Here is a 24,766-nt window from a genome sequence, read left to right as displayed (position 1 = left end):
ATAGGAGAATTAAGTAGAGCTTCAAAGACAACCCGCCGAGACTACTCGCATGACGACACCACCGACGCCGACTCGGACACCGACACCCTTCGGCCGCGCCCTGTGCGCGATGGTCACCCCTTTCACGGCTGAGGGTGCCCTGGACCTCGACGGCGCCCAGCAGCTCGCCGACCGGCTGGTGGCCGGGGGCTGCGACGGGCTGGTGCTCTCCGGTACGACGGGCGAGTCCCCGACCACGACGGACGCGGAGAAGTCGGCGCTGGTACGGGCGGTGCGGGAGGCGGTCGGCGCGCGGCCGTCGATCGTGGCGGGCGTCGGCACCGTGGACACCCGGCACTCCGTCGAACTGGCCCTGGCGGCCGAAAAGGCGGGCGCGGACGGCCTGTTGGCGGTGGCCCCCTACTACAGCCGCCCCCCGCAGGACGCGATCGAGGCCCACTTCCGAGAACTGGCGGACGCCACCGCCCTCCCCCTCGCGCTGTACGACATCCCGGGCCGCACCGGCGTCCGCATCGAGCCGGAGACGATGATCCGCCTGGCCGGACACCCGAGGATCGTCGCCGTGAAGGACTGCGCGTACGACCTGATGGGCACCCAGAAGGTGCTGTCCCGGACGGACCTGGCGTACTACACGGGCTGCGACGAATACGTACTGGCGCTGTACGCGCTGGGAGGGTCCGGATACATCAGCACCGTGGCGAATGTGATCCCCCGTCACTTCCGCTCGGCCATCGACACGTTCGACGCGGGCGACACGACCGAGGCGGCCCGCCTCCAGCAACGGGCGCTTCCGCTGACCGAGTTGATGATGGCGTCGGACCTGCCAGGAGCGGTGACGACCAAGGCGCTGCTGGGAGCCCTCGACCTGCCCTCGGGCCCGGTACGGGCGCCGCTGCGACCGGCCGACCGAAAGACGACGGACGAACTACTGACGGCGTACGAGGAGTTGACCGCATAGAGCCCGGCGAAGGGGGAGGGGCGAGGTCCGAAACGGACCTCGCCCCTCCCCAAAGCCATGGATCAATCCCAGCGATACCCGTCACCCAACAGCAGGAAGTGCTCCAGCACGTCCTCCATCGGGTCGTCGATCTGACCGACGTTGACGAGCCCGATCTTGGGACCGTTGTGCGAGTTCGTGTTGTACTCGTCCGCGTACGCCGTCCCTGCGGGGAGCCCGCAGACCACGGCCGCGGTGGCCGCCCCCGTCAGCCAGCGCGCAGCGATCCTCGCCCGCTCGTTCGTCATGAGCTCCGCCCCTCGTCCTGCTTCGACATCTGATCGTCGGACACTGTGTCCACCCGTTCATCTGCCTGAAGCCGGACGAGGTCACGCGGAGTAACCCGTACGTGATCTTGGGACGTTGCCGCGCGTACCCGTACGGGTACGGATACGGCTACCTCAGTTGTGGCTGTGGAGAACCTCGTTCAGACCGCCCCAGACCGCGTTGTTCGGGCGGGCCTCGACCCGGCCGGTGACGGAGTTGCGGCGGAAGAGGATGTTGGAGGCGCCGGAGAGTTCGCGGGCCTTGACGATCTGTCCGTCGGGCATGGTGACGAGGGTGCCGGCGGTGACGTACAGCCCGGCCTCGACCACGCACTCGTCGCCGAGCGCGATCCCCACGCCGGCCTCGGCACCGACCAGGCAGCGCTCGCCGATGGTGATACGGACCTGGCCGCCACCGGACAGCGTGCCCATCGTCGAGGCGCCACCGCCGATGTCGGACCCGTCGCCGACCACGACACCGGCGGAGATACGGCCTTCGACCATCGACGTACCGAGCGTGCCGGCGTTGAAGTTGACGAAGCCCTCGTGCATGACGGTCGTGCCCTCGGCGAGGTGCGCGCCGAGGCGCACCCGGTCGGCGTCGGCGATACGGACGCCCTTGGGGGCCACGTAGTCGGTCATCCGGGGGAACTTGTCGACGGACGTCACCTGGAGGTGCAGACCCTCGGCGCGGGCGTTGAGCCGCACCTTCTCGATGTCGTCCACGGCGACCGGGCCGAGCGAGGTCCAGGCGACGTTGGCGAGGTGGGCGAACATACCGTCCAGGCTCTGCCCGTGCGGCTGGACGAGCCGGTGCGAGAGCAGGTGCAGCCGCAGATAGACGTCGTGCGCGTCGAGCGGCTTGTCGTCAAGGGAGGCGATGACCGTACGAACCGCGACGACCTCGACGCCACGACGAGCGTCCGGGCCGACCGCTTTGGCCGCACCCTCGCCGAGCGCCTCGACGGCCCGCTCGACGGACAGCCGCTCGGTACCGGCGGGACCGGGCTCGGCGGACAGCACGGGGGCGGGGAACCAGGTGTCGAGAACAGTGCCGTCAGCACCGACGGTGGCAAGCCCGGCGGCCACGGCGCCGGTGGTACGAGAAGCAGTCGTATCGGTCATAGAGAAAACCTAACTTGAGGTGCCCCGCCCGGGCGAACCGGTACGGACCGGGTCTCAAGGACCGGTCACCAGCGGGCTGGGTATGCCAGCCCGTCCGGCGTTTGAGGACGAGCGCGTTCAGCGCGAAAGGGGGGTCTGGGGGCGCAGCCCCCAGGGGATGGGAACGGGTAAGGGCGGCGGGGGCGAAAAAACGCCCCACCTCACCCCCGCAACACCCTCCCGAACACCTCCCGAGCAAACCCCTCCTCATACTCACACCCCGTAACCAGCACCTGCAGACACATCCCGTCCATCACCGCCACCAACGCCCGCGCAGTAACCGCATCAGTCCGCCCCACCAACAACTCCCCCACCCCCTCCGCCCACTCCGCCGCAACAGGCCGCAACGCCGGCCGCCGAACCGCCGCCAAATACAACTCGCACTCCAGCTCCACCCCCGCCCGATCCCCACCGAGCCACTCCCCCAACAACCCGGCAAGCTCCCCCGCCAGATCCCCCTTCCCGTCCCGCAGCCCACCCCGCGCGGCCACCACTTTCGCGAACCCCTCGTTGGCCTGCCGAAGCGCGGCAACGAGAAGTTCATCGAGGGTGCTGAAGTGATACGTGGTGGACCCCAGCGGCACATCCGCCTCCGCCGCGACCGACCGATGGCTGAGCCCCGCGATCCCCTTCTCCCCCACCACCCGGATCGCCGCGTCGATGATCCGCTGGCGCCGCTCGGGGTCGTACCGCCGCCCCATCAGTGCGCACCGCCCATGTTCAGCACGACGACCCCGCAGATGATGAGCACGATCCCGGCGACCTTCGCCACGCCCATCCCCTCCCCCAGGAACACCGCGCCGATCGTCGCGACGGCAGCGGTCCCTATCCCGGACCAGATCGCGTAAGCCGTCCCCACCGACACGGTCTTCAGCGTCTGCGCGAGCAGCACGAACGCGACGGCGTAACCCAGACCGGTCAGCACGGACGGCCACAGCCTGCTGAACCCGTCGCTGTACTTCATGGCGGTCGTGGCGCCCACCTCGGCGGCGATGGCTCCGACCAGCAGCAGATATCCCATGTGTACGAGTGTACGCATCGATATGTACGCCCGTACACAGCACCGCCCAAACCCAACCTCACACCAGCCCCATCCCACCCCCAACCCACCCACCCCACCCCACACCGACCGCCAACTCCCCCACCCCCCGGTCTCATTGAGGAAACAACCCTTCTCACAGCAATGGACCGTCGCCTAGCCTCGCGTCCATTACTGTTTCAACTACTCGTTCACACGTTCGCCACAGGCGACGCCGGAGGAACAGCGCATGACAGAAGAAAAGCCCCGGCTCATCCCAACTCAACCGTGGGAGAACGGCTGGGCCCCGGACACCTCACGTGTGCCCGGGACGCGGCGGCTCTGGATGGCGGGCACCCTGGCCCTGTCGGTCGTGGCCGCCTGTGTGACCGCGATCATCGTCACGGAGCGGCAGACCGAGCAGCCGGCGCCCGTGGCAAAGGCCCCCGTGCCGTCGCCGGGCTCCACATACCCCGGCCTCCTCACCTACGCCTCCCCGTCGCCGACCGGAGCCGCACCGCCGAGCGGAAAGAGCGGCCTGTCGTCGGAGCAGCCGCCCGCACCGGCCGCCACGGCCCCCGCCGCCGCCGTCCCCGCCCCGGACGCCAAGGGCTCCGCCTCCGCGGCCGTCTCGGAGACCCCGGGGAAGCCCGCCGCTTCCCCGTCCCCCAGCAAGTCCTCGGCCGCTCCAGCGAAACCGGCCTCCACCTCAAGGTCCGTCGAGTCGGTCAACTACCCCGGCCGGTACTGGCACGTGTCAAACGGCCTGGTGAAGCTCGACCAGGTCCGTGGCTCGGAGTCCCGCGAGGACAGCACCTTCGACGTGGTCAAGGGGCTGTCCAACAGCTCCTGCTACTCGTTCAGGACGAACGACGGCAAGTACCTGCGCCACCGCGAGTTCATCCTGCGCGCCGAACGCAACGACGGCTCCTCGCTGTTCAAGCAGGACGCCACCTTCTGCGGCGGGTACTCGGGCTACACCGGCGAGGCGATGCTCACGTCGGTGAACTACCCCAACTACGCGCTGCGCCACAAGAACTTCCAGCTGCGCCTGGACCCGTACGGCTACAACACGACCAACCGGAAGGACTTCCTCTTCCGCCTGGTGGCCCCACTGGCCTGATACGCATACGAGAGCGGCGGCACCCGGTCAGGGTGCCGCCGCTTCCGTGTACAACATGCCGGCCCGCGGGCGAGGGCTCTCAGACGTTGAACCCCAACGCCCGAAGCTGGTCCCGTCCGTCGTCCGTGATCTTGTCCGGGCCCCACGGCGGCATCCACACCCAGTTGATGCGCAGTTCGTTGACGAGGCCGTCCGTGGCGGACTTGGCCTGGTCCTCGATGACGTCCGTGAGCGGGCAGGCCGCAGACGTCAGGGTCATGTCGATCGTCGCGATGTTCGCGTCGTCGATGTGGATGCCGTAGATCAGGCCGAGATTGACGACGTCGATACCCAGTTCGGGGTCGACTACGTCGTACAGCGCCTCGCGGACCTCGTCCTCCGAGGCCGGCTTCATCTCAATGGTCTCGCTCATGCCGTCTTCCTTTCGGCGGCGTCCGCGCCCAGGGCCTGGGCCGTCGCGTCCTTCCACGCCATCCAGCTGAGCAGCGCGCACTTCACCCGGGCCGGGTACTTGGAGACACCGGCGAACGCGACCGCGTCCTCCAGCACCTCCTCCATCGCGTCGTCGGGCTCGATCCGGCCCTTGGACTGCATCAGCTCCAGGAAGGTCTCCTGGATCTTCTGCGCCTCGGACAGTTCCTTGCCGACCAGCAGCTCGTTCAGTACGGAGGCCGAGGCCTGGCTGATCGAGCAGCCCTGGCCCTCGTACGAGACATCGCTGATCGTCGTGCCGTCGTACTTCACGCGCAGGGTGATCTCGTCGCCGCACGTCGGGTTGACGTGGTGCACCTCGGCATCGCCGTCCCGCAAGCCCCGGCCGTGCGGGTGCTTGTAGTGGTCCAGGATGACTTCCTGGTACATCGAATCCAGCTTCACGTCTCAGCCGCTCCTCAGCCGAAGAAGTTCCGTACGTGCTCCAAGCCGTCGATCAAAGCATCGATCTCGGCCGGCGTGGAGTACAGATAGAACGACGCTCGCGTGGTCGCGGGAATTCCGTAGCGCAGGCAGACCGGGCGGGCGCAGTGGTGGCCGACCCGGACGGCGATGCCCTGCTCGTCGAGGACCTGGCCCACGTCGTGCGGGTGGATGTCACCGAGCGTGAAGGAGATCGCCGCGCCCCGGTCCTCGGCCGTGGTCGGGCCGATGATCCGCAGGTCGGGGACCTCGCCGAGCCGCTTCACCGCGTACTCGGTGAGCGCGTGCTCATGGGCGAGGATCTTGTCCATGCCGATCGCCGAGAGGTAGTCAATCGCCGCTCCCAGGCCGACCGCCTGCGCGATCGGCGGGGTGCCCGCCTCGAACTTGTGCGGGGCGGGAGCGTAGGTCGACGAGTGCATCGACACGGTCTCGATCATCTCGCCACCGCCCAGGAACGGCGGGAGGTCCTCCAGCAGCTCCTGGCGGCCCCACAGCACCCCGATGCCCGTCGGACCGCACATCTTGTGGCCGGTGAAGGCCACGAAGTCGGCCTGGAGGGCCTGTACGTCCAGCGGCATGTGCGGGGCGGCCTGCGAGGCGTCGATCAGGACCAGGGCCCCGACCTCCTGCGCGCGGCGCACGATCTTCTCGACCGGGTTGACCGTACCCAGGATGTTGGACACCAGGACGAAGGAGACGATCTTCGTCTTCTCCGTGATGACCTCGTCTATGTTCGAGAGGTCGAGCCGGCCGTCGTCCGTGAGGCCGAACCACTTCAGCTTCGCGCCCGTGCGCTGCGCGAGCAGCTGCCACGGCACGATGTTGGAGTGGTGCTCCATCTCCGTGATGACGATCTCGGTCTCGTGGTCGACCCGGTAGGGCTCGTCGGCCCAGCCGAGCATGTTGGCCACGAGGTTGAGCGATTCGGAGGCGTTCTTGGTGAAGATCACCTCGTCGCGGCTGGGCGCGTTGATGAACGCGGCGACCTTGTCCCGCGCGCCCTCGTACAGCGCCGTGGCCTCCTCGGCGAGCACATGGATGCCACGGTGCACATTGGCGTTGTGCTGCTCGTAGTACTCGGAGAGGGTGTCGATCACCTGGCGGGGCGTCTGGGAGGTCGCCGCGTTGTCCAGGTACACGAGCTTCTTGCCGTCGTGGACCACCCGGTCGAGGATCGGGAAGTCCTTACGGATCGCCTCGTCGAGTAGTTGAGATGTATCCGTGAGGAGGCCCGGCAGCTGTGTCACGCGGATACGCCACCCTTCGTGGTGTAAGCCTCGTAGCCCTCGTTCTCCAGCTTGTCGGCGAGTTCGGCGCCGCCGGACTCGGCGATCCGGCCGTCGGAGAAGACGTGGACGAAGTCGGGCTTGATGTAGCGCAGGATGCGCGTGTAGTGGGTGATCAGCAGGGTGCCGACCTCGCCCGTCTCGCGGACTCGGTTGACGCCCTCCGACACGATCCGCAGGGCGTCGACGTCCAGACCGGAGTCCGTCTCGTCGAGGATCGCGATCTTCGGCTTGAGCAGCTCCAGCTGGAGGATCTCGTGGCGCTTCTTCTCGCCGCCGGAGAAGCCCTCGTTGACGTTGCGCTCGGCGAAGGCGGGGTCCATGTGGAGGCGCTGCATGGTCTCCTTGACCTCCTTCACCCAGGTGCGGAGCTTCGGCGCCTCACCGCGGATGGCGGTGGCGGACGTACGAAGGAAGTTGGAGACGGAGACACCGGGGATCTCGACCGGGTACTGCATCGCCAGGAACAGGCCCGCGCGGGCGCGCTCGTCGACGGACATCTCCAGGACGTCCTCGCCGTCGAGGGTGACGGTGCCGCCGGTGATCGTGTACTTCGGGTGACCGGCGAGCGAGTAGGCGAGGGTCGACTTGCCGGAGCCGTTCGGGCCCATGATGGCGTGGGTCTCGCCCTGCTTCACGGTGAGGTCGACGCCCTTGAGGATCTCCTTCGTGGCGTTGTCGGCCTCGACGGTGACGTGCAGGTCGTGGATTTCAAGCGTTGCCATGGGTTCCTCAGGACTCCTGGTTGAGGGAGACGAGCACGTCGTCCCCTTCGATCTTTACGGGGTATACGGGGACGGGGCGCGTCGCGGGAAGGCCGGACGGCTTGCCGGTGCGGAGGTCGAAGCTGGAGCCGTGCAGCCAGCACTCGATCTGACAGTCCTCCACCTCGCCCTCGGAGAGCGAGACGTTCGCGTGCGAGCAGATGTCGTGGATCGCGAACACCTCACCCTCGGTACGGACGACCGAGACCGGCGTGCCGTCGAGTTCCACCCGCTTCGGGGTGTCCTCGTCCAGCTCGCTCAGCCCGCAGGCCCGCACAAAGGTGGTCGACATCAGACCGACGCCTCCAGCTCCTCGTCGATCTTCGTGAGAAGGCGCTGCTCGATGTCGTCGACGCCGATCTGCTGGACCAGCTCGGCGAAGAAGCCGCGCACGACCAGTCGGCGGGCCTCGTCGGCCGGGATGCCGCGGGCCATCAGATAGAACAGCTGCTCGTCGTCGAACCGCCCGGTCGCGCTGGCGTGCCCGGCGCCGACGATCTCACCGGTCTCGATCTCCAGATTCGGTACGGAGTCCACGCGGGCCCCGTCCGTGAGGACCAGGTTGCGGTTCATCTCGTAGGTGTCGGTGCCCTCGGCCTTGGCCTCGATGAGCACGTCACCGATCCACACGGCGTGGGCGCCCTCGCCCTGGAGCGCGCCCTTGTAGACGGCGTTCGACTTGCAGTGCGGGGTGTTGTGGTCAACGAGGAGGCGGTGCTCCTGGTGCTGGCCGGCGTCCGTGAAGTACAGGCCGAACAGCTCGGCCTCGCCACCGGGACCGGCGTAGGTGACGCGCGGGTGGAGGCGTACGAGGTCGCCGCCGAAGGTGACCACGAAGGACTTGAAGGTGGCGTCGCGGCCGATCAGCGCGTTGTGCTGGGCGACGTGCACGGCCTGGTCGTCCCAGTCCTGGACGGAGACGACGGTGAGCTTGGCACCGTCCCCCAGGACGTACTCGACGTTGGCGGCGAGCACGGCGTCACCGGTGTGGTCGATGATCACGACGGCTTCGGCGAAGGCGCCCAGCTCGATGACCTGGTGGCCGTAGGCCACCCCGCCCTCGCCGTGCACGGCGACCCGGATCGGCTCGGTGAGGACCGTCTCCTTGGGGACGGTGATCACACCGGCCACCTCGAAGGCGGAGTACGCCTGCGCGGCGACGCGGTCCACGGGGGTGCCGGCCCGGCCGAGGCGTACGTCGTCACGGCCGACGGCCTCGACGGTGACGCCCGCGGGTGCCTGGACGTCCACCTTCACGCCGGTGCCGGTGGCGACCGCGGTGCCGTCGTGCAGCCCGCGCAGCCGCTCCAGCGGGGTGAACCGCCACTCCTCCTCGCGGCCGTGGGGGACGGGGAAGTCCGCCACGTCGAAGGACGGCGGCGCGCTCATGCGCGTCGCTACGGTCGACTCGGCGGCAGCGGCCACCGCGATCGAGCCGGCGGTGGTGGATCCCACCGGGATGTTCTGAGCCTCAGCCATGGCTGTCGGTCTGCTCTCTTTCCTGCGTAAGTGGCTTGATGGGGAGGACAGTCGGCCCGTCAGCCGACCGAGCCCTCCATCTGGAGCTCGATCAGCCGGTTGAGTTCCAGCGCGTACTCCATGGGCAGTTCCTTGGCGATCGGCTCGACGAAGCCGCGCACGATCATCGCCATCGCCTCGAACTCGGACAGACCGCGGCTCATCAGGTAGAAGAGCTGGTCGTCGGAGACCTTGGAGACGGTCGCCTCGTGGCCCATGGACACGTCGTCCTCGCGGACGTCGACGTACGGGTACGTGTCGGAGCGGGAGATGGTGTCCACCAGCAGCGCGTCGCACAGCACGTTGGACTTGGAGCCGTGGGCGCCCTCGCCGATCTCGACGAGACCGCGGTAGGACGTACGACCGCCACCGCGTGCCACGGACTTCGACACGATGTTCGAGGAGGTGTTCGGCGCCATGTGGACCATCTTGGAGCCGGCGTCCTGGTGCTGGCCCTCGCCCGCGAAGGCGATGGAGAGGGTCTCGCCCTTGGCGTGCTCGCCCATCAGGTAGACGGCCGGGTACTTCATCGTCACCTTGGAGCCGATGTTGCCGTCGATCCACTCCATGGTCGCGCCCTCGTACGCCACGGCGCGCTTGGTGACCAGGTTGTAGACGTTGTTCGACCAGTTCTGGATGGTCGTGTAACGGCAGCGGGCGTTCTTCTTGACGATGATCTCGACGACCGCGGAGTGCAGGGAGTCCGACTTGTAGATCGGCGCCGTACAGCCCTCGACGTAGTGCACGTAGGCACCCTCGTCGACGATGATCAGGGTCCGCTCGAACTGGCCCATGTTCTCCGTGTTGATACGGAAGTAGGCCTGGAGCGGGATCTCGACCTGCACGCCCTTGGGCACGTAGATGAACGAGCCGCCCGACCACACGGCGCTGTTCAGCGACGCGAACTTGTTGTCGCCGACCGGGATGACGGTCCCGAAGTACTCCTTGAAGAGTTCCGGGTGCTGCTTCAGCGCGGTGTCGGTGTCGAGGAAGATGACGCCCTGCTCCTCCAGGTCCTCACGGATCTGGTGGTAGACGACCTCCGACTCGTACTGCGCGGCGACACCGGCGACGAGGCGCTGCTTCTCCGCCTCCGGGATACCGAGCTTGTCGTACGTGTTCTTGATGTCCTCGGGCAGGTCCTCCCAGGACTCCGCCTGCTTCTCCGTGGAGCGCACGAAGTACTTGATGTTGTCGAAGTCGATGCCGGAGAGGTCGGAGCCCCAGTTCGGCATGGGCTTCTTCTCGAAGAGGCGCAGGCCCTTGAGGCGGAGCTTGGTCATCCACTCGGGCTCGGACTTCTTCGAGGAGATGTCGCGGACGACGTCCTCGTTGATGCCGCGCTTGGCGGAGGAACCGGCCACGTCGGAGTCGGCCCAGCCGTATTCGTACGTGCCCAGACCCTCCAGCTCGGGGTGGGCAGTCTCCTCGATGGGGAGCGTCATGCTGGGTTCCTCCCGGCGGTACGTGCAGATGCTTTATGGGTGGTGGTGGACAACTGTGGAGCAGGTGGTGCCGAGGCGGGTGAGGCCTTGGGGATGAACGTCGTGCACACACCGTCGCCGTGGGCGATGGTCGCGAGCCGCTGGACATGCGTGCCGAGCAGCTGGGAGAAGATCTCGGTCTCCGCCTCGCAGAGCTGCGGGAACTTTTCCGCGACATGGACCACCGGGCAGTGGTGCTGGCAGAGCTGCTCTCCGACCGGTGCGCTGCGCGCCGTAGCAGCGTACCCGTCCGTGCTCAGGGCCTTGGCCAGGGCTTCGGCGCGCTTCTCGGGGCCGGCGGCCTCGATCGCCTCGCGGTAGCCCTCGGCCTGCTCGGCGAGCCGGGCACGCGCGAAGGCGAGCACCGCCTCGTCGCCGCCCTCGCGCGCCGCGATCCAGCGCAGCGCGTCCACGGCGAGCTTGTCGTACGACTGGTCGAAGGCGTCGCGTCCGCAGTCCGTGAGCGCGAAGGCCTTGGCGGGCCGGCCACGGGTACGTGCCCCGTAGACCCGCTGTTCCCGCGGTTGTACGACGTCGTCGGCGACCAGCGCGTCAAGGTGACGGCGTACGGCCGCATGGGTCAGGCCCAGTCGCCCGGCAAGCTCGGCGACGGTCGACGGACCGTGGTCCAGGATGGACCGCGCGACCCGGTTGCGCGTCGAGCGCTCACCGGTCGCGAGTTCCTCCTGAGGGGCACCCATGGGAGCCTCCCGATCCTCGCCGACGTATTTCACAACACCATTGTTGCGTAATTCCTCAGAGCGCGGCAAGCCGCGTCCACCCGTCCCGACGGTGCCCTGCATCACTTAGGCTCACCTAACCTGACCTGCGAAAACGATCTTTGATCGATCACCGGACCGGCTCCGAGCAGCACGGGAGCAGGTCGGGAGGGCACCTGCCGTCGCGTCCGGATCAGGCCCCCGCGCACCTGGACGGCCCCTCCCGTACCTAGACTCTGGACCCATGCGAAGCGAGCCCGTGGTCCAGGTCCAGGCCCTGGTGAAGCGGTACGGCACGAAGACCGCGGTGGACGGCCTCGACCTGGTGGCCCTGGCGGGCATCACCGCCGTACTCGGTCCGAACGGCGCGGGCAAGACGACCACCGTCGAGACCTGCGAGGGATACCGCAGACCGGACTCCGGGACGGTACGTGTGCTGGGCCTCGACCCGGTACGGGAAGCCGCCGCCCTCCGCCCACGGGTCGGCGTGATGCTCCAGTCCGGCGGCGTCTACTCGGGCGCCCGCGCCGACGAAATGCTCCGCCACGTGGCGAAACTCCACGCCCACCCGCTCGACGTGAACGCCCTCGTCGAACGCCTGGGCCTCGGCAGCTGCGGCCGGACCACCTACCGCCGCCTCTCCGGGGGCCAGCAGCAGCGGCTGGCGCTCGCGATGGCGGTCGTCGGCCGCCCGGAACTGGTCTTCCTCGACGAACCGACCGCCGGCCTGGACCCCCAGGCCCGCCGCGCCACCTGGGACCTGGTCCGCGACCTGCGCACCGACGGCGTCTCGGTCATCCTCACCACCCACCACATGGACGAGGCCGAGCAGCTCGCCGACGACGTCGCGATCATCGACGCGGGCAAGGTCATCGCCCAGGGCAGCCCCGAACAACTGTGCCGAGGCGGCGCAGAGAACACCCTGCGCTTCACGGGCCGCCCCGGTCTGGACGTGGGCTCCCTGCTCAAGGCCCTCCCGGCGGACTGCACGGCCGCCGAGCTGACCCCGGGCGCCTACCGCGTGGGCGGCAAGGTCAACCCGCAGCTCCTCGCGACGGTGACGTCGTGGTGCGCGCAGCACGGGGTGATGCCGGACCGCATCTCGGTGGAACGGCACACCCTGGAAGACGTTTTTTTGGAGCTGACGGGCAAGGAACTGCGCTCATGACGACCACCACGACAGCGACAGGCACCTACACCCCGCGGCCCGGCGCCGCCCCGCTCCTCCGCATGATCGGGGCGCAGGCGGCCCTGGAGACGAAGATGCTGCTGCGCAACGGCGAGCAGCTGCTGCTGACGGTGATCATCCCGGCCCTCCTGCTGGCCCTCTTCGGCTCGGTGGACATCGTCGACACGGGCGCCGGCAAGGCGGTCGACTTCCTCGCCCCCGGCATCCTCGCGCTGGCCGTGATGTCGACGGCGTTCACGGGCCAGGCGATCGCGACGGGCTTCGAACGCCGTTACGGCGTCCTGAAGAGGCTCGCCTCCTCCCCGCTCCCCCGCTGGGCCCTGATGACGGCGAAAACAGCGTCCGTACTGGTCACCGAGGTACTCCAGGTCGCCCTGCTGACGGCGATCGCCTTCGCGCTCGGCTGGTCCCCGCACGGCAACCCCTTCGCCGTACTCCTCCTGCTCCTCCTCGGCACGGCCGCCTTCTCGGGCCTCGGCCTGCTGATGGCGGGCACTCTGAAGGCGGAGGCCACCCTGGCCGCCGCGAACCTCGTCTTCCTGCTGCTCCTGGTGGGCGGCGGCGTGATCGTCCCGCTGGACAAGTTCCCGCCCGGCGCCCAGGACGTACTGGCCCTGCTCCCGATCTCGGCCCTCTCGGACGGCCTGCGGGACGTGTTGCAGCACGGCGCCGGGATGCCCTGGGGCGACCTGGGGATTCTCGGGGTGTGGGCGGTCGTGGGGCTGGCGGCGGCGGGCCGCTTCTTCCGCTGGGAGTGACCGAGGAACCGGGCGACCCGGGACCCCTCGTGAAAGCGTGCACAAGCAGCCGCCTACGATGGGACGCGTGCCAAAGATGACCCCCGCCGAGGCCCTGTCCGCCCTGCGGAACCCGCTCGCCTTCATCGCCGCCCGCTGGACGCCGACGCCCCGGACCGTGCGGCGCGCCGCGCTCGCCGCGCTCGTCATGTCGGTGGTCATCGTGGTCACCGGCGGCGCCGTACGGCTGACCGGATCGGGGCTCGGCTGCCCGACCTGGCCCAAGTGCACCGACGACTCGCTCACGACGACCAGCGCGATGGGCGTCCACGGGGTCATCGAGTTCACCAACCGCATGCTGACGTACGTCCTGTGCTCCGCGGTCGGCTGGGCGATCATCGCCGCCCGTTCCGAGAAGCCGTACCGCCGCAGCCTGACCCGGCTCGGCTGGGCGCAGTTCTGGGTCGTCATGAGCAACGCGGTCCTGGGCGGCGTCGTCGTCCTGGTCGGCCTCAACCCGTACACGGTCGCGGCCCACTTCCTGCTCTCCTCCGCCCTGATCGCGGTCGCCACGGTGATGTGGCAGCGCACGAAGGAGGGCGACGAGGCGCCCCGCCCGCTGGTCGGCAAGGCCGTGCAGCAGTTGGTGTGGTTCCTGGTGGCCGCCACGGTGCTGCTGATCGCGGTCGGCACGGTGGTGACCGGCTCGGGCCCGCACGCGGGTGACTCCAGCGAGATCGAACGCATGCCGCTGAACTGGGAGAACGTCAGCAAGCTGCACGCGGTGCTCGCCTGGGTCGTGGTGACACTGACGTTCGCCCTGTGGTTCGTCCTGAAGGCGGTCGACTCCCCCAAGAGCCCGCTGGACCGCACCCGGGACCTGTTCCTGATCCTGCTCAGCCAGGGCATTCTCGGGTACGTCCAGTACTTCACGAACCTCCCCGAGGTCCTGGTCGGCCTGCACATGCTCGGCTCGGCGCTGGTGTGGATCGCCGTCCTGCGCGTCCTGCTGGCCCTGCGCGAGCGCCCGGAAACCGCCGCCCTGGCCGACGTACCCGGCCCGGCGACCGAGGCAACGGTCGGCACGCGCGCGTAAGACGTGCCTTAAGACATCAGCTGTACGAGGCCACCAGGCGGTCGATCGCAGGCCCCAGGTAGCCCCGCGTCAGCTCTGCCCGCCGCTCGATCCACCCGTCCGCGACCGGCGGCCCGCCCTCCTGCCCGTACCGCCGCCGTACGACGTCCTCGACGACCTCCACCGGTGCCCCCAGCCCCGGCAGCAGATCCAGCGCCTCCCGTTTCGAGATCAGGCCGCCCTCCCTCACCGTCACGGTGGCCCGCGCGAAGGTGACCAGGCCCAGGTCGACCCAGACGTCCTGCGTCCAGAGCCTGGCCTTGTCCACGGCGGGTCGGTAGTTGTCGCGCTGGTCGCGCACGACGTAGTCGGTCAGCTGCCGGTCCGGCACCGGCGGAAGCAGTTCCCCGGGCACCTCCCCGTACAGCACCCGCCCGAAGGTGTGCAGTTCGCGCCGGGTCACCGGGGAGACGGTCCGCCGGAACAGCTGGCTGTGCGCCCAGGTGAGGTGCCGTCGCTCGGGGTTGGCCGTCGTCGCGTCGGACAGGTAGGTGCAGTGCAGCAGCGGGGCGAGGGGGTGGGTGCGGAGACGGGCGTGCGCCTTGGCCAGGTGCCAGGCGGTGGCCGGCCTGATCGGCCCCTCCAGAACGGCGATCATGTCGAGGTCGCTGCGCCCCTCCTGGTAGTCGCCGCCGCCAAGCGATCCGTGGGCCCAGACGGCGACCGGGGCGAGCGCGCTCAGCTCGTCCAGGAAGCGGTCCAGTAAGGCTTCGGTCAAGGCATCCGTCCGGTCCGTCCGGGTCCCGTGTGTCGTCATGCCCCCAGTCTGTACAGCTAGCCCAGCCCGTACACCCGTCGCGCGTTCCCCGCCGCGATCAGCCCCGCCACCCGCTGCGCGTCCCCCAGGGACCACGCCCCCTCGGCGACCCAGCCACCGAGCACCCGGCCGAGAGCCTCGCGGAAGAGGCGGGCGCCCACCACATGGAGTTCGGGCAGGCCCTGGGCGCCGCTGGAGAAGATGATCTTGCCGAAGGGGGCGAGTTCGAGGACCTCGGCGAGGATCGCGGCGGCCCGGGCACCGGTACGGACCATGGCTGCGCCCAGATCGGCGTACACATGCGGGAAGACACCGGCGAGGTGGGCCGCGTGGCGGTGGTACGGATATCCGTGCAGCAGCACCAGATCCGTACCGAGCCCGGCCGTCGAGCGGACGAAGTCGGTGAGCAGGACCGGGTCGGTACGGTCGATGCGCAGACCCGGTTCGCCGAGCCCGGCGTGGAGCTGCAGCGGCAGGCCGGAGGCGACCGCGATCCACAGCAGATGGCGCAGCAGCACCGGGTCACTGAGCGCGCCGCCGACCCTGCGCCCGGCCAGCCAGCGGCCCGCCGCGCCCCGCACCTCCCCCGGCCCCGGCGGATCGGGCGCGAGCGCCAGTCCGTGCCGTAAGCCCGCCACGGAAGTAAACGCCACGGCGCTCGTGGCCGCGCCGTGCACCGACTCGGCGAGGTTGGCGAGGAAGGACTCGACGGTGCCGGAGGTGTCGGCGACCTGTTCGGCCAGGAGTTCGAGCCGGACGATCTCATGGGCCTCGGCGGCCCCGGCGGAGGCCATCTCATCAGGCCCCGTGAGGTCGCCGGGGAGCCCCGCGTCGACCAGATATGTCGTGATTCCGCTGCCCCGCAGCAGCCGCCGCCCCGACTCCAGTACGCCGAGTTCACGACGCCGGGCGAGATAGCGGGCGGGGGGAGCGTGCGGTTCCAGCCCGAGCAGCGGGGGGCACCAACGGCGTACGGCGAACCCGGTCTGGGTGTCGAAGAAGGTCGTCCCGGCGGCGGGCGGACCCTCCGTACGCGCGAGCTGGGCTTCGAAGGTGCCGAGGCCCAGCTCTGTTCTCAGTACGCCGTGGCAGTACTGGTCCACGAGGGACGGCGTTTCGATCATCCGGGCTCCCCGTGTTCTGGACCGTGTGTTCCTAAGGTCCTAACGGGTGAACCGACTGTCAGGTGTTGCTCTCACACACCCCGTGGGAATGAGCGGCGCCGATCGGCCACTCCCCACGCCTCACGAGTTGCTGGGCCCGCCGACCTGGATCCCGGCCATGCGAGTCCACTCGTACGGCCCGGTCGTCACCTTGGCCGCGAACTCACCGTCGAAGTCCTCGTGGACGGTGATGCCGGCCTTCTCGACGGCCTGCTGGGCGATCTCGTACGTGGGGGCCACCAGGTCGCCCCAGCCGCCGTCCTCACCGACGAGCACGATCCGGGCCCCACGCTCCCCGATGTACGCCACCTGCCCCTCGGCCCCACCGTGCTCCTTGGCGAACCCGTCGATCTGCTTGGCGAGCTTGGCCACCCTGCGCTCCTGCGTATCTGCCATGCCCAGGATGCTACCGACGGGTAGCTCCGGCCAGCAAGAGCGCCCCTTCAGGGGCGCGGGGAACTGCGCGACCAGCCACGACGGCGCCGCAGCCGGCTACGAGCGCATCACCGAAGGAAGGGATCCACCGCGACAGCCACGAACAGCAGCGACACATAGGTGATCGACCAGTGGAACAGCCGCATCTCCTTGAGCTTGCCCCCAGTCGACTCAGTCCGTGCGCGACTCTGCAAGGCATGCGCCTCCCACAGCCACCACCCACCCGCCGCGAGCGCCACCGACGTATAGAACCAGCCGGTGTAACCGAGCGGAGTGAGCAGCAGCGAGACCGCGACCATCGCCCAGCTGTACGCCACGATCTGCCGGGCGACCGTCTTGTTGGAGGCGATCACCGGAAGCATCGGCACACCCACGCGCGCGTAGTCCTCCTTCACCTTCATGGACAGCGGCCAGTAGTGCGGCGGGGTCCAGAAGAAGATGACCAGGAAGAGGATGAGCGGCGCCCAGGAGAGCGAGTCCGTGACGGCGGACCAGCCGATGAGGACCGGCATACAGCCCGCGATGCCGCCCCACACGATGTTCTGCGACGTACGCCGCTTGAGGATCATCGTGTAAATGACCACGTAAAAGAGGAGGGCGCCCAGCGACAGCCAGGCCGACAGCCAGTTGACCGTGAGGCCGAAGAGCAGGGTGGCGGCGACGGCGAGGGTGATGCCGAAGGCCAGGCACTCGCGCGGGCTGACCATGCCGGTGACCAGCGGACGCTGCGACGTGCGGTCCATGAGCGCGTCGATGTCACGGTCGATGTACATGTTGAGCGCGTTGGCGCCGCCCGCGGAGAGATAGCCCCCGAGGCAGGTGAGGAGGACCAGTCCCAGGTCCGGTACACCCTGCTCCGCGAGGAACATCACCGGAACGGTGGTGATGAGCAACAGCTCGATGATCCGCGGCTTCGTCAGTGCCACGAACGCCATGACCCGGGCCCCGAACGGCCGTCGGCTCGGGCTCTGGCTCGTCCCGATCATCCCCGCTGGACGGGATTCAACGGCCGTCACGCACACCCCTGACAGAGACATTCCAACAAGCCCCCGGATGTGAAGTCCCGGTAACGGCTCGCGCTTACCACGCCACTCTAGACGTTGCCCAGACCCCGTCCTTCGCGGGGGTGGGGTCGTGTTGAGGGACGCTTTGTGATGGGCGTGACATGGCTCGATTGAGCACTCGGACGACCCGCTTCGTATTGCAGTCCGGCAGTGGTCGGGAGGCGGATCCGAAGCAGTCCCGGCAGTCTGGAATGACTCGAAAAGCTGCACGTTCTTACAGGGGTAGGCTCGACAAAGGCCGAGGGTGTCAGCCCCCGGCAGCCGGTGGACACCGAGGACGCCGGCATTAGACATGTGGAGAGGAGCCCTGACCCAGGGTGAGCACCAAGCCGACCACCACAGACCTCGAGTGGACCGAGTTGGACCAACGGGCCGTCGACACCGCCCGCGTCCTGGCCGCCGATGCCGTACAGAAGGTCGGCAACGGCCATCCCGGTACGGCGATGAGCCTGGCCCCCGCCGCGTACACCCTCTTCCAGAAGGTGATGCGGCACGACCCGGCGGACGCCGACTGGGTCGGGCGCGACCGTTTCGTGCTGTCCGCCGGCCACTCGTCCCTGACCCTCTACACCCAGCTGTACCTGGCCGGTTTCGGCCTGGAGCTGGACGACCTGAAGGCGTTCAGGACGTGGGGTTCGAAGACCCCCGGCCACCCCGAGTACGGGCACACGACGGGCGTCGAGACGACGACCGGTCCGCTCGGCCAGGGTGTCGCCAACGCCGTCGGCATGGCCATGGCGGCCCGCTACGAGCGCGGTCTGTTCGACCCGGAGGCACCCGAAGGGGAGTCCCCGTTCGACCACTTCATCTTCGCGATCGCCGGTGACGGCTGCCTCCAGGAGGGCATCTCCTCGGAGGCGTCCTCGCTGGCCGGCCACCAGAAGCTCGGCAACCTGGTCCTGCTGTGGGACGACAACCACATCTCGATCGAGGGCGACACCGAGACGGCCGTCTCCGAGGACGTCGCCAAGCGGTACGAGGCGTACGGCTGGCATGTGCAGCGGATCGCCCCGAAGCCGGACGGCGACCTCGACCCGCACGCCATCTACAACGCCGTCCAGGCCGCGAAGAAGGTGACGGACAAGCCGTCGTTCATCGCGATGCGCTCGATCATCGCCTGGCCCGCCCCGAACGCCCAGAACACCGAGGCCGCGCACGGCTCGGCGCTCGGCGACGACGAGGTCGCGGCCACCAAGCGCATCCTCGGCTTCGACCCGGAGCAGTCGTTCGAGGTCTCGGACGCGGTCCTCAACCACACCCGCGAGGCGCTGGAGCGCGGCCGTCAGGCCAAGGCGGAGTGGGAGAAGTCGTTCCAGGAGTGGCGCAACAACAACGCGGAGCGCGCCGCCGAGTTCGACCGCATCGCCGCGGGCGAGCTGCCCAAGGGCTGGGAGGAGAAGCTCCCGGTCTTCGAGGCGGGCAAGGGCGTCGCCACGCGCGCCGCGTCCGGCAAGGTCCTCCAGGCGCTGGGTGCGGTCATCCCGGAGCTGTGGGGCGGCTCGGCCGACCTGGCCGGCTCGAACAACACCACGATCGACGCGTCGAGTTCGTTCCTCCCGGCGGACAACCCGCTGCCGGAGGCGGACCCTTACGGCCGCACGATCCACTTCGGTATCCGTGAGCACTCGATGGCCGCCGAGATGAACGGCATCGCGCTGCACGGCAACACCCGTGTCTACGGCGGTACTTTCCTCGTCTTCTCCGACTACATGCGCAACGCGGTACGGCTGTCCGCGCTGATGCACGTGCCGGTGACGTACGTGTGGACGCACGACTCCATCGGCCTCGGCGAGGACGGCCCGACGCACCAGCCGGTCGAGCACATCGCGTCGCTGCGTGCCATCCCGGGTCTGAACGTGGTCCGCCCGGCGGACGCCAACGAGACGGCCATCGCCTGGCGCGAGATCCTCAAGCGCTGGACGAAGGTCTTCGGCAAGGGCGCCCCGCACGGCCTCGCGCTGACCCGCCAGGGCGTGCCGACGTACGAGGCCAACGAGGACACGGCCAAGGGCGGCTACGTCCTCTTCGAGGCCGAGGGCGGCACGCCCGAGGTCGTCCTCATCGCCACCGGTTCCGAGGTCCACGTGGCCGTCGGAGCGCGGGAGCAGCTCCAGGCGGAGGGTGTGCCGACGCGGGTCGTGTCCATGCCGTCCGTGGAGTGGTTCGAGGAGCAGGACCAGGGGTACCGGGACAGCGTTCTGCCGCCGTCCGTCAAGGCGCGGGTCGCGGTCGAGGCCGGTATCGGTCTCACGTGGCACAAGTACGTCGGGGACGCGGGTCGCATCGTTTCCCTGGAGCACTTCGGTGCGTCGGCCGACGGCAAGGTCCTCTTCCAGGAGTTCGGCTTCACTCCCGAGAACGTCGCCGCAGTAGCCAAGGAATCGATCGCCGCAGCCCAGCGCTGACGCTGACATAACGACTCGTAGGAGATGCATTTTCCATGACAGACGCACTGAAGCGCCTCTCCGAGGAAGGCGTCGCGATCTGGCTGGACGACCTGTCGCGCCAGCGGATCACGTCGGGCAACCTCGCCGAACTGATCGACCAGCAGCACGTCGTGGGCGTCACCACCAACCCGTCGATCTTCCAGAAGGCGATCAGCAGCGGTGACGGTTACGAGCAGCAGCTCACCGACCTCGCCGCCCGCAAGGTCACCGTCGAAGAGGCGATCCGCATGATCACGACGGCGGACGTCCGTGACGCCGCCGACATCCTGCGTCCGGTCTTCGACGCGACGCAGGGCCAGGACGGCCGGGTGTCGATCGAGGTCGACCCCCGTCTCGCCCACAACACCGCCGCGACCGTCGCCGAGGCCAAGCAGCTGGCCTGGCTGGTGGACCGCCCGAACACCCTGATCAAGATCCCGGCCACCAAGGCGGGTCTCCCGGCGATCACCGAGGTCATCGGCCTCGGGATCAGCGTCAACGTCACGCTGATCTTCTCGCTGGAGCGCTACCGCGGGGTCATGGACGCCTACGTGGCCGGCCTGGAGAAGGCCAAGGACCGCGGCCTGGACCTGTCGAAGATCCACTCCGTGGCGTCCTTCTTCGTGTCCCGTGTGGACACCGAGATCGACAAGCGGATCGACGCGCTGGGCACCGACGCGGCCAAGGCCGCCCGTGGCAAGGCCGGTCTCGCCAACGCGCGGCTCGCCTACCAGGCGTACGAGGAGGTCTTCTCGACCGACCGCTGGGCGGCCCTCGACAAGGCGCAGGCCAACAAGCAGCGTCCGCTGTGGGCCTCGACCGGCGTCAAGGACAAGGCGTACAAGGACACCCTGTACGTCGACGACCTGGTCGCGCCGAACACCGTGAACACCATGCCGGAGGCGACCCTGTTCGCCACCGAGGACCACGGACAGATCACCGGCAACACCATCGCCGGTACGTACGAGCAGTCCCGCGCCGAGCTCGACGCGGTCGAGAAGCTCGGGATCTCGTACGACGACGTGGTCCAGCTGCTGGAGGACGAGGGCGTCGAGAAGTTCGAGGCGTCCTGGACCGACCTGCTCAAGTCGACCGAGGCGGAACTGGCGCGCCTCGCCCCCTCGGAGGGCTGAAACCTTGTCAAGCAGCAACCCGCTGCGTGACCCCGCAGACCGACGGCTCCCGCGTATCGCGGGGCCGTCGGGCCTGGTCATCTTCGGGGTCACTGGCGACCTGTCACGCAAAAAGCTGATGCCTGCTGTGTACGACCTCGCCAACCGCGGGTTGCTGCCGCCAGGTTTCTCCCTCGTCGGCTTCGCCCGGCGCGAGTGGGCGAACGAGGACTTCGCGGCGGAGGTCCACGACGCCGTCAAGGAGCACGCCCGTACGCCGTTCCGCGAGGAGGTCTGGCAGCAGCTCATCCAGGGGATGCGCTTCGTCCAGGGCACCTTCGACGACGACGAGTCCTTCGAGCGGCTGCGCTCGACGATCGACGAGCTGGACAAGGCACAGGGGACGGGCGGCAACTTCGCCTTCTACCTCTCCGTGCCGCCGTCCGCCTTCCCGGTGGTCATCAAGCAGCTGAAGAAGCACGGTCTGGCCGACCAGGACAACGGTTCCTGGCGGCGCGCGGTCATCGAGAAGCCCTTCGGCCACGACCTCAGGTCGGCCGAGGAGCTGAACTCGACCGTCGAGGAGGTCTTCGCCCCGGACCAGGTCTTCCGGATCGACCACTACCTCGGCAAGGAGACCGTCCAGAACATCCTGGCGCTCCGTTTCGCCAACCAGATGTTCGAGCCGATCTGGAACCGGTCGTACGTGGACCACGTACAGATCACGATGGCCGAGGACATCGGCATCGGCGGCCGGGCCGGCTACTACGACGGCATCGGCGCGGCCCGTGACGTCATCCAGAACCACCTCCTCCAGCTGATGGCGCTGACCGCCATGGAGGAGCCCGCCTCCTTCGACGCGGACGCGCTGGCCGCCGAGAAGACCAAGGTCCTCGGTGCGGTCAAGCTCCCGCACGACCTGGGCAAGGACACGGTCCGCGGGCAGTACGCGGCGGGCTGGCAGGGTGGCGAGAAGGCGATCGGCTACCTCCAGGAAGACGGTATCGACCCCAAGTCGAAGACCGACACGTACGCGGCGATCAAGGTGGAGGTGGACAACCGCCGCTGGGCGGGCGTCCCGTTCTACCTGCGCACGGGCAAGCGCCTGGGCCGCCGTGTCACGGAGATCGCGGTGGTCTTCCAGCGGGCGCCCCACTCCCCCTTCGACCACACGGCGACGGAGGAGCTGGGCCAGAACGCGATCGTCATCCGCGTCCAGCCCGACGAGGGCATCACCGTCCGCTTCGGCTCCAAGGTGCCCGGCACCTCGATGGAGATCCGGGACGTGTCGATGGACTTCGCGTACGGCGAGTCCTTCACGGAGTCCAGCCCCGAGGCGTACGAGCGCCTGATCCTGGACGTCCTCCTCGGCGACTCGAACCTCTTCCCGCGCACCGAGGAGGTCGAGCTGTCCTGGCGGATCCTCGACCCGATCGAGCAGTACTGGGACAAGCACGGCAAGCCCGCCCAGTACCCCTCGGGCACCTGGGGTCCCGTCGAGGCGGACGAAATGCTCGAACGAGACGGACGGAGCTGGCGGCGCCCATGAAAATAGACCTCACGGACACCACGGCCAGCAAGGTCAACAAGGCGCTGGTGAAGGGCCGCAGGGCCATAGGCACACCGGCCGTGGGCATGGTGTTGACCCTCGTCATCGTCACGGACGAGGAGAACGCGTACGACGCCCTGAAGGCGGCGAACGACGCCTCGCGCGAGCACCCCTCGCGCACCCTGGTCGTCGTCAAGCGCGTCTCCCGCTCGCCCCGCGACCGTACGACGTCCCGTCTCGACGCCGAGGTCCGGGTCGGCGTGGACGCGGGCTCCGGCGAGACGGTCGTCCTTCGCCTGTACGGCGAGGTCGTCGACCACGCCGACTCGGTGGTCCTGCCCCTGCTGCTGCCGGACGCCCCCGTGGTCGTCTGGTGGCCGGTGAACGCCCCGCTGGACCCGGCGAAGGACCCGCTGGGCGCTCTGGCGCAGCGCAGGGTGACGGACACGTACGCGGCAGAGCAGCCGGTACGGGAACTGGCGGCACGCGCGGACGCCTACACCCCGGGCGACACGGACCTCTCCTGGACCCGCATCACTCCCTGGCGCTCGATGCTGGCCGCCGCCCTGGACCAGGTCATCTGCGAGGTGGACGCGGTCGAGGTGGAGGGCGAGGAGTTCAACCCGAGCTGCGAGCTGCTGGCGATGTGGCTGGCGGACCGGCTGGACGTCCCGGTGAAGCGCTCCCTGTCCTCGGGCCCCGGCCTGACGGCGGTCCGGATGCGGACGAGCACGGGCCCGATCACCTTGGACCGGGCCGACGGCTCTCTCGCAACCCTCTCCATCCAGGGCCAGCCGGACCGCGCGGTGGCGCTCAAGCGCCGTGAGACGTCCGAGCTGATGGCGGAGGAACTGCGCCGCCTGGACCCGGACGACACGTACGCGTCGGCGCTGCGGTACGGGGTGGAGCGGCTGACCGCTTCTTCGACCCCCGAACCGCCGAAGGCGGCGCCGGCACCGTCGTCGGCGCTGGCACTGGAACCGGCGAGGAAGCCGCCCACGGCGGAGGACTCGGACAGGGCGACTCCGGCTCTGATGCCACCGGTGAAGAAGGTGTCCACGAAGTGAGTACGGCACCGCAGCTCGTCGTCCACCGCGACAAGGAGCTGATGGCCGAGGCCGCCGCGGCCCGCCTGATCACGAAGATCGTGGACGCGCAGGCGTCGCGTGGCTCGGCGTCGGTGGTGTTGACGGGCGGCCGCAACGGCAACGGCCTGCTGGCCGCCCTGGCCTCGGCACCGGCCCGGGACGCGATCGACTGGACCCGGCTCGACCTGTGGTGGGGCGACGAACGCTTCCTGCCCGAGGGCGACCCGGACCGCAACGTCACCCAGGCGAAGGCGGCACTGCTGGACGCGGTGCCGCTGGACCCGACCCGTGTCCACGCCATGCCCGCGTCGGACGGCCCGTACGGCTCCGACGTGGACGCGGCGGCGGAGGCGTACGCGGCGGAACTGGCGAAGGCGGCGGGCCCGGAGAACCACGGCCCGGTCCCGACCTTCGACGTCCTGATGCTGGGCGTGGGCCCGGACACGCACGTGGCGTCCCTGTTCCCGGAACTACCGGCGGTACGGGAGACGAACCGCACGGTGGTGGGCGTCCACGGCGCCCCGAAGCCCCCACCGACCCGAGTCACCCTGACCCTCCCGGCGATCCGGGCGGCCAGGGAGGTATGGCTGCTGGCGGCGGGCGAGGACAAGGCGGGGGCGGCGTCGATAGCCCTGTCGGGCGCGGGCGAGATCCAGGCCCCGGCGGCAGGCGCGTACGGCAGACAACGCACCCTGTGGCTCCTGGACGCGGCGGCAGCGTCCCAACTCCCACGGACGCTGTACCCACCGGCGTCCCCCTGAGGAACGTCGACATCGGGTAGGGGCGGCGGGGGCGAACTTTCTTCGCCCCCGCCGCCCCTACCCATTCCCATCCCTCGGGGGGCTCCGCCCCCG

General features: G+C 69.0%; 26 protein-coding genes. 10 read left to right on the top strand and 16 right to left on the bottom strand.

From position 1 onward, the window contains the following. Positions 1 to 49 precede the first annotated feature (49 nt). Positions 50 to 958, top strand: coding sequence for a 4-hydroxy-tetrahydrodipicolinate synthase (dapA, locus tag ACWDR4_RS20315; RefSeq protein WP_450410268.1), 909 nt, complete (start codon positions 50 to 52; stop codon positions 956 to 958). 62 nt (positions 959 to 1,020) lie between these two features. On the opposite strand, the gene ACWDR4_RS20310 is transcribed toward dapA, so the two are convergent. The 4 genes from ACWDR4_RS20310 to ACWDR4_RS20295 all read right to left on the bottom strand — a co-directional run bounded on the left by ACWDR4_RS20310 (position 1,021) and on the right by ACWDR4_RS20295 (position 3,448). Next, on the bottom strand, positions 1,021 to 1,245 hold the full coding sequence (locus ACWDR4_RS20310) for a hypothetical protein (protein WP_450410266.1): 225 nt from the start codon (positions 1,243 to 1,245) through the stop codon (positions 1,021 to 1,023). Positions 1,246 to 1,398: 153 nt separating this feature from the next. Further along, a complete protein-coding gene (gene dapD, locus ACWDR4_RS20305) occupies positions 1,399 to 2,388 on the bottom strand; it encodes a 2,3,4,5-tetrahydropyridine-2,6-dicarboxylate N-succinyltransferase (protein WP_450410264.1) in 990 nt (329 codons plus the stop codon). Between the two features lie 200 nt (positions 2,389 to 2,588). Further along, complete coding sequence (locus tag ACWDR4_RS20300) at positions 2,589 to 3,128, bottom strand: TetR/AcrR family transcriptional regulator (protein WP_450410262.1); 540 nt, start codon at positions 3,126 to 3,128, stop codon at positions 2,589 to 2,591. After that, positions 3,128 to 3,448 (bottom strand): DMT family transporter, encoded by a 321-nt coding sequence (locus tag ACWDR4_RS20295; protein WP_450410260.1) that lies wholly within the window; start codon positions 3,446 to 3,448, stop codon positions 3,128 to 3,130. The genes ACWDR4_RS20300 and ACWDR4_RS20295 overlap by 1 nt, the downstream gene beginning before the upstream one ends. Before the next feature lie 247 nt (positions 3,449 to 3,695). Between ACWDR4_RS20295 and ACWDR4_RS20290 the strand changes: the two genes are divergently transcribed. Beyond that, positions 3,696 to 4,568 (top strand): AbfB domain-containing protein, encoded by an 873-nt coding sequence (locus ACWDR4_RS20290; RefSeq protein WP_450410258.1) that lies wholly within the window; start codon positions 3,696 to 3,698, stop codon positions 4,566 to 4,568. Positions 4,569 to 4,647: 79 nt separating this feature from the next. Here ACWDR4_RS20290 and ACWDR4_RS20285 read toward each other — a convergent pair whose 3' ends face one another. From ACWDR4_RS20285 to ACWDR4_RS20250, 8 genes are read right to left on the bottom strand one after another with little or no spacing between them, the layout of a single operon-like run. Next, positions 4,648 to 4,980: a metal-sulfur cluster assembly factor gene (locus ACWDR4_RS20285; protein WP_010352445.1), complete on the bottom strand. Its 333-nt coding sequence runs from the start codon at positions 4,978 to 4,980 to the stop codon at positions 4,648 to 4,650. Further along, a complete protein-coding gene (sufU, locus tag ACWDR4_RS20280; RefSeq protein WP_450410255.1) occupies positions 4,977 to 5,444 on the bottom strand; it encodes a Fe-S cluster assembly sulfur transfer protein SufU in 468 nt (155 codons plus the stop codon). Before sufU ends, ACWDR4_RS20285 begins: the two co-directional genes overlap by 4 nt. 14 nt (positions 5,445 to 5,458) lie before the next feature. Further along, positions 5,459 to 6,733, bottom strand: coding sequence for a cysteine desulfurase (locus ACWDR4_RS20275; protein WP_450410253.1), 1,275 nt, complete (start codon positions 6,731 to 6,733; stop codon positions 5,459 to 5,461). After that, on the bottom strand, positions 6,730 to 7,497 hold the full coding sequence (gene sufC, locus ACWDR4_RS20270) for a Fe-S cluster assembly ATPase SufC (protein ID WP_450410251.1): 768 nt from the start codon (positions 7,495 to 7,497) through the stop codon (positions 6,730 to 6,732). The genes ACWDR4_RS20275 and sufC overlap by 4 nt, the downstream gene beginning before the upstream one ends. A gap of 7 nt (positions 7,498 to 7,504) precedes the next feature. After that, on the bottom strand, positions 7,505 to 7,828 hold the full coding sequence (locus tag ACWDR4_RS20265; RefSeq protein ID WP_450410249.1) for a non-heme iron oxygenase ferredoxin subunit: 324 nt from the start codon (positions 7,826 to 7,828) through the stop codon (positions 7,505 to 7,507). After that, the gene (gene sufD, locus ACWDR4_RS20260; protein WP_450410247.1) at positions 7,828 to 9,015 is read right to left on the bottom strand and encodes a Fe-S cluster assembly protein SufD; all 1,188 of its coding nucleotides are present in this window, start codon (positions 9,013 to 9,015) and stop codon (positions 7,828 to 7,830) included. The genes ACWDR4_RS20265 and sufD overlap by 1 nt, the downstream gene beginning before the upstream one ends. A 59-nt stretch (positions 9,016 to 9,074) precedes the next feature. After that, a complete protein-coding gene (sufB, locus tag ACWDR4_RS20255) occupies positions 9,075 to 10,499 on the bottom strand; it encodes a Fe-S cluster assembly protein SufB (RefSeq protein ID WP_450410245.1) in 1,425 nt (474 codons plus the stop codon). After that, entirely contained in the window at positions 10,496 to 11,272 is a 777-nt protein-coding gene (locus tag ACWDR4_RS20250; protein WP_450410243.1) for a helix-turn-helix transcriptional regulator, read from the bottom strand. Before ACWDR4_RS20250 ends, sufB begins: the two co-directional genes overlap by 4 nt. 229 nt (positions 11,273 to 11,501) lie before the next feature. Here ACWDR4_RS20250 and ACWDR4_RS20245 point away from each other — a divergent pair, with 229 nt between their 5' ends. From ACWDR4_RS20245 to ACWDR4_RS20235, 3 genes are read left to right on the top strand one after another with little or no spacing between them, the layout of a single operon-like run. Continuing rightward, positions 11,502 to 12,425 carry an ABC transporter ATP-binding protein gene (locus ACWDR4_RS20245; RefSeq protein WP_450410241.1) on the top strand — a complete coding sequence of 308 codons (924 nt, stop codon included), beginning with the start codon at positions 11,502 to 11,504 and terminating at the stop codon, positions 12,423 to 12,425. Further along, positions 12,422 to 13,204 carry an ABC transporter permease gene (locus ACWDR4_RS20240; RefSeq protein ID WP_450410239.1) on the top strand — a complete coding sequence of 261 codons (783 nt, stop codon included), beginning with the start codon at positions 12,422 to 12,424 and terminating at the stop codon, positions 13,202 to 13,204. The genes ACWDR4_RS20245 and ACWDR4_RS20240 overlap by 4 nt, the downstream gene beginning before the upstream one ends. Positions 13,205 to 13,262: 58 nt before the next feature. After that, positions 13,263 to 14,279, top strand: a complete 1,017-nt coding sequence (locus ACWDR4_RS20235; protein WP_450410237.1) for a COX15/CtaA family protein — start codon at positions 13,263 to 13,265, stop codon at positions 14,277 to 14,279. 16 nt (positions 14,280 to 14,295) lie between these two features. On the opposite strand, the gene ACWDR4_RS20230 is transcribed toward ACWDR4_RS20235, so the two are convergent. From ACWDR4_RS20230 to ACWDR4_RS20215, 4 genes are all read right to left on the bottom strand, one after another. Further along, entirely contained in the window at positions 14,296 to 15,075 is a 780-nt protein-coding gene (locus ACWDR4_RS20230; protein WP_450410235.1) for a nucleotidyltransferase, read from the bottom strand. 17 nt (positions 15,076 to 15,092) lie between these two features. Beyond that, the gene (locus tag ACWDR4_RS20225) at positions 15,093 to 16,199 is read right to left on the bottom strand and encodes an amidohydrolase family protein (RefSeq protein WP_450410233.1); all 1,107 of its coding nucleotides are present in this window, start codon (positions 16,197 to 16,199) and stop codon (positions 15,093 to 15,095) included. Between the two features lie 120 nt (positions 16,200 to 16,319). Further along, positions 16,320 to 16,634 (bottom strand): hypothetical protein, encoded by a 315-nt coding sequence (locus tag ACWDR4_RS20220; RefSeq protein ID WP_450410231.1) that lies wholly within the window; start codon positions 16,632 to 16,634, stop codon positions 16,320 to 16,322. A gap of 107 nt (positions 16,635 to 16,741) precedes the next feature. Then, the gene (locus tag ACWDR4_RS20215; RefSeq protein ID WP_450410454.1) at positions 16,742 to 17,659 is read right to left on the bottom strand and encodes a heme o synthase; all 918 of its coding nucleotides are present in this window, start codon (positions 17,657 to 17,659) and stop codon (positions 16,742 to 16,744) included. 395 nt (positions 17,660 to 18,054) lie between these two features. Here ACWDR4_RS20215 and tkt point away from each other — a divergent pair, with 395 nt between their 5' ends. Genes tkt through pgl form a run of 5 tightly spaced genes read left to right on the top strand, consistent with a single transcriptional unit; the run spans position 18,055 to position 24,673 of the window. Then, complete coding sequence (tkt, locus tag ACWDR4_RS20210) at positions 18,055 to 20,142, top strand: transketolase (RefSeq protein WP_450410229.1); 2,088 nt, start codon at positions 18,055 to 18,057, stop codon at positions 20,140 to 20,142. A gap of 35 nt (positions 20,143 to 20,177) precedes the next feature. Further along, on the top strand, positions 20,178 to 21,296 hold the full coding sequence (tal, locus tag ACWDR4_RS20205) for a transaldolase (protein WP_450410227.1): 1,119 nt from the start codon (positions 20,178 to 20,180) through the stop codon (positions 21,294 to 21,296). A 4-nt stretch (positions 21,297 to 21,300) separates the two neighbouring features. Further along, positions 21,301 to 22,824 (top strand): glucose-6-phosphate dehydrogenase, encoded by a 1,524-nt coding sequence (gene zwf, locus ACWDR4_RS20200; RefSeq protein WP_450410225.1) that lies wholly within the window; start codon positions 21,301 to 21,303, stop codon positions 22,822 to 22,824. After that, entirely contained in the window at positions 22,821 to 23,891 is a 1,071-nt protein-coding gene (opcA, locus tag ACWDR4_RS20195) for a glucose-6-phosphate dehydrogenase assembly protein OpcA (protein ID WP_450410223.1), read from the top strand. The genes zwf and opcA overlap by 4 nt, the downstream gene beginning before the upstream one ends. Positions 23,892 to 23,932: 41 nt before the next feature. Next, a complete protein-coding gene (pgl, locus tag ACWDR4_RS20190) occupies positions 23,933 to 24,673 on the top strand; it encodes a 6-phosphogluconolactonase (protein WP_450410452.1) in 741 nt (246 codons plus the stop codon). Positions 24,674 to 24,766 lie beyond the last annotated feature (93 nt).

Source organism: Streptomyces sp. NPDC000878, assembly GCF_053599695.1.
Note: the sequence above shows the minus strand (reverse complement) of the source record. Positions and strands in the feature narration are given on the sequence as shown.

Excerpts from the sequence above, each read along its gene's own strand:
- dapA (WP_450410268.1), top strand. The coding sequence starts at position 50 with ATGACGACACCACCGACGCCGACTCGGACACCGACACCCTTCGGCCGC.
- ACWDR4_RS20310 (WP_450410266.1), bottom strand. The coding sequence starts at position 1,245 with ATGACGAACGAGCGGGCGAGGATCGCTGCGCGCTGGCTGACGGGGGCG.
- dapD (WP_450410264.1), bottom strand. The coding sequence starts at position 2,388 with ATGACCGATACGACTGCTTCTCGTACCACCGGCGCCGTGGCCGCCGGG.
- ACWDR4_RS20300 (WP_450410262.1), bottom strand. The coding sequence starts at position 3,128 with ATGGGGCGGCGGTACGACCCCGAGCGGCGCCAGCGGATCATCGACGCG.
- ACWDR4_RS20295 (WP_450410260.1), bottom strand. The coding sequence starts at position 3,448 with ATGGGATATCTGCTGCTGGTCGGAGCCATCGCCGCCGAGGTGGGCGCC.
- ACWDR4_RS20290 (WP_450410258.1), top strand. The coding sequence starts at position 3,696 with ATGACAGAAGAAAAGCCCCGGCTCATCCCAACTCAACCGTGGGAGAAC.
- ACWDR4_RS20285 (WP_010352445.1), bottom strand. The coding sequence starts at position 4,980 with ATGAGCGAGACCATTGAGATGAAGCCGGCCTCGGAGGACGAGGTCCGC.
- sufC (WP_450410251.1), bottom strand. The coding sequence starts at position 7,497 with ATGGCAACGCTTGAAATCCACGACCTGCACGTCACCGTCGAGGCCGAC.
- ACWDR4_RS20265 (WP_450410249.1), bottom strand. The coding sequence starts at position 7,828 with ATGTCGACCACCTTTGTGCGGGCCTGCGGGCTGAGCGAGCTGGACGAG.
- sufD (WP_450410247.1), bottom strand. The coding sequence starts at position 9,015 with ATGGCTGAGGCTCAGAACATCCCGGTGGGATCCACCACCGCCGGCTCG.
- sufB (WP_450410245.1), bottom strand. The coding sequence starts at position 10,499 with ATGACGCTCCCCATCGAGGAGACTGCCCACCCCGAGCTGGAGGGTCTG.
- ACWDR4_RS20245 (WP_450410241.1), top strand. The coding sequence starts at position 11,502 with ATGCGAAGCGAGCCCGTGGTCCAGGTCCAGGCCCTGGTGAAGCGGTAC.
- ACWDR4_RS20240 (WP_450410239.1), top strand. The coding sequence starts at position 12,422 with ATGACGACCACCACGACAGCGACAGGCACCTACACCCCGCGGCCCGGC.
- ACWDR4_RS20235 (WP_450410237.1), top strand. The coding sequence starts at position 13,263 with ATGGGACGCGTGCCAAAGATGACCCCCGCCGAGGCCCTGTCCGCCCTG.
- ACWDR4_RS20230 (WP_450410235.1), bottom strand. The coding sequence starts at position 15,075 with ATGACGACACACGGGACCCGGACGGACCGGACGGATGCCTTGACCGAA.
- ACWDR4_RS20225 (WP_450410233.1), bottom strand. The coding sequence starts at position 16,199 with ATGATCGAAACGCCGTCCCTCGTGGACCAGTACTGCCACGGCGTACTG.
- ACWDR4_RS20220 (WP_450410231.1), bottom strand. The coding sequence starts at position 16,634 with ATGGCAGATACGCAGGAGCGCAGGGTGGCCAAGCTCGCCAAGCAGATC.
- ACWDR4_RS20215 (WP_450410454.1), bottom strand. The coding sequence starts at position 17,659 with ATGATCGGGACGAGCCAGAGCCCGAGCCGACGGCCGTTCGGGGCCCGG.
- tal (WP_450410227.1), top strand. The coding sequence starts at position 20,178 with ATGACAGACGCACTGAAGCGCCTCTCCGAGGAAGGCGTCGCGATCTGG.
- opcA (WP_450410223.1), top strand. The coding sequence starts at position 22,821 with ATGAAAATAGACCTCACGGACACCACGGCCAGCAAGGTCAACAAGGCG.
- pgl (WP_450410452.1), top strand. The coding sequence starts at position 23,933 with ATGGCCGAGGCCGCCGCGGCCCGCCTGATCACGAAGATCGTGGACGCG.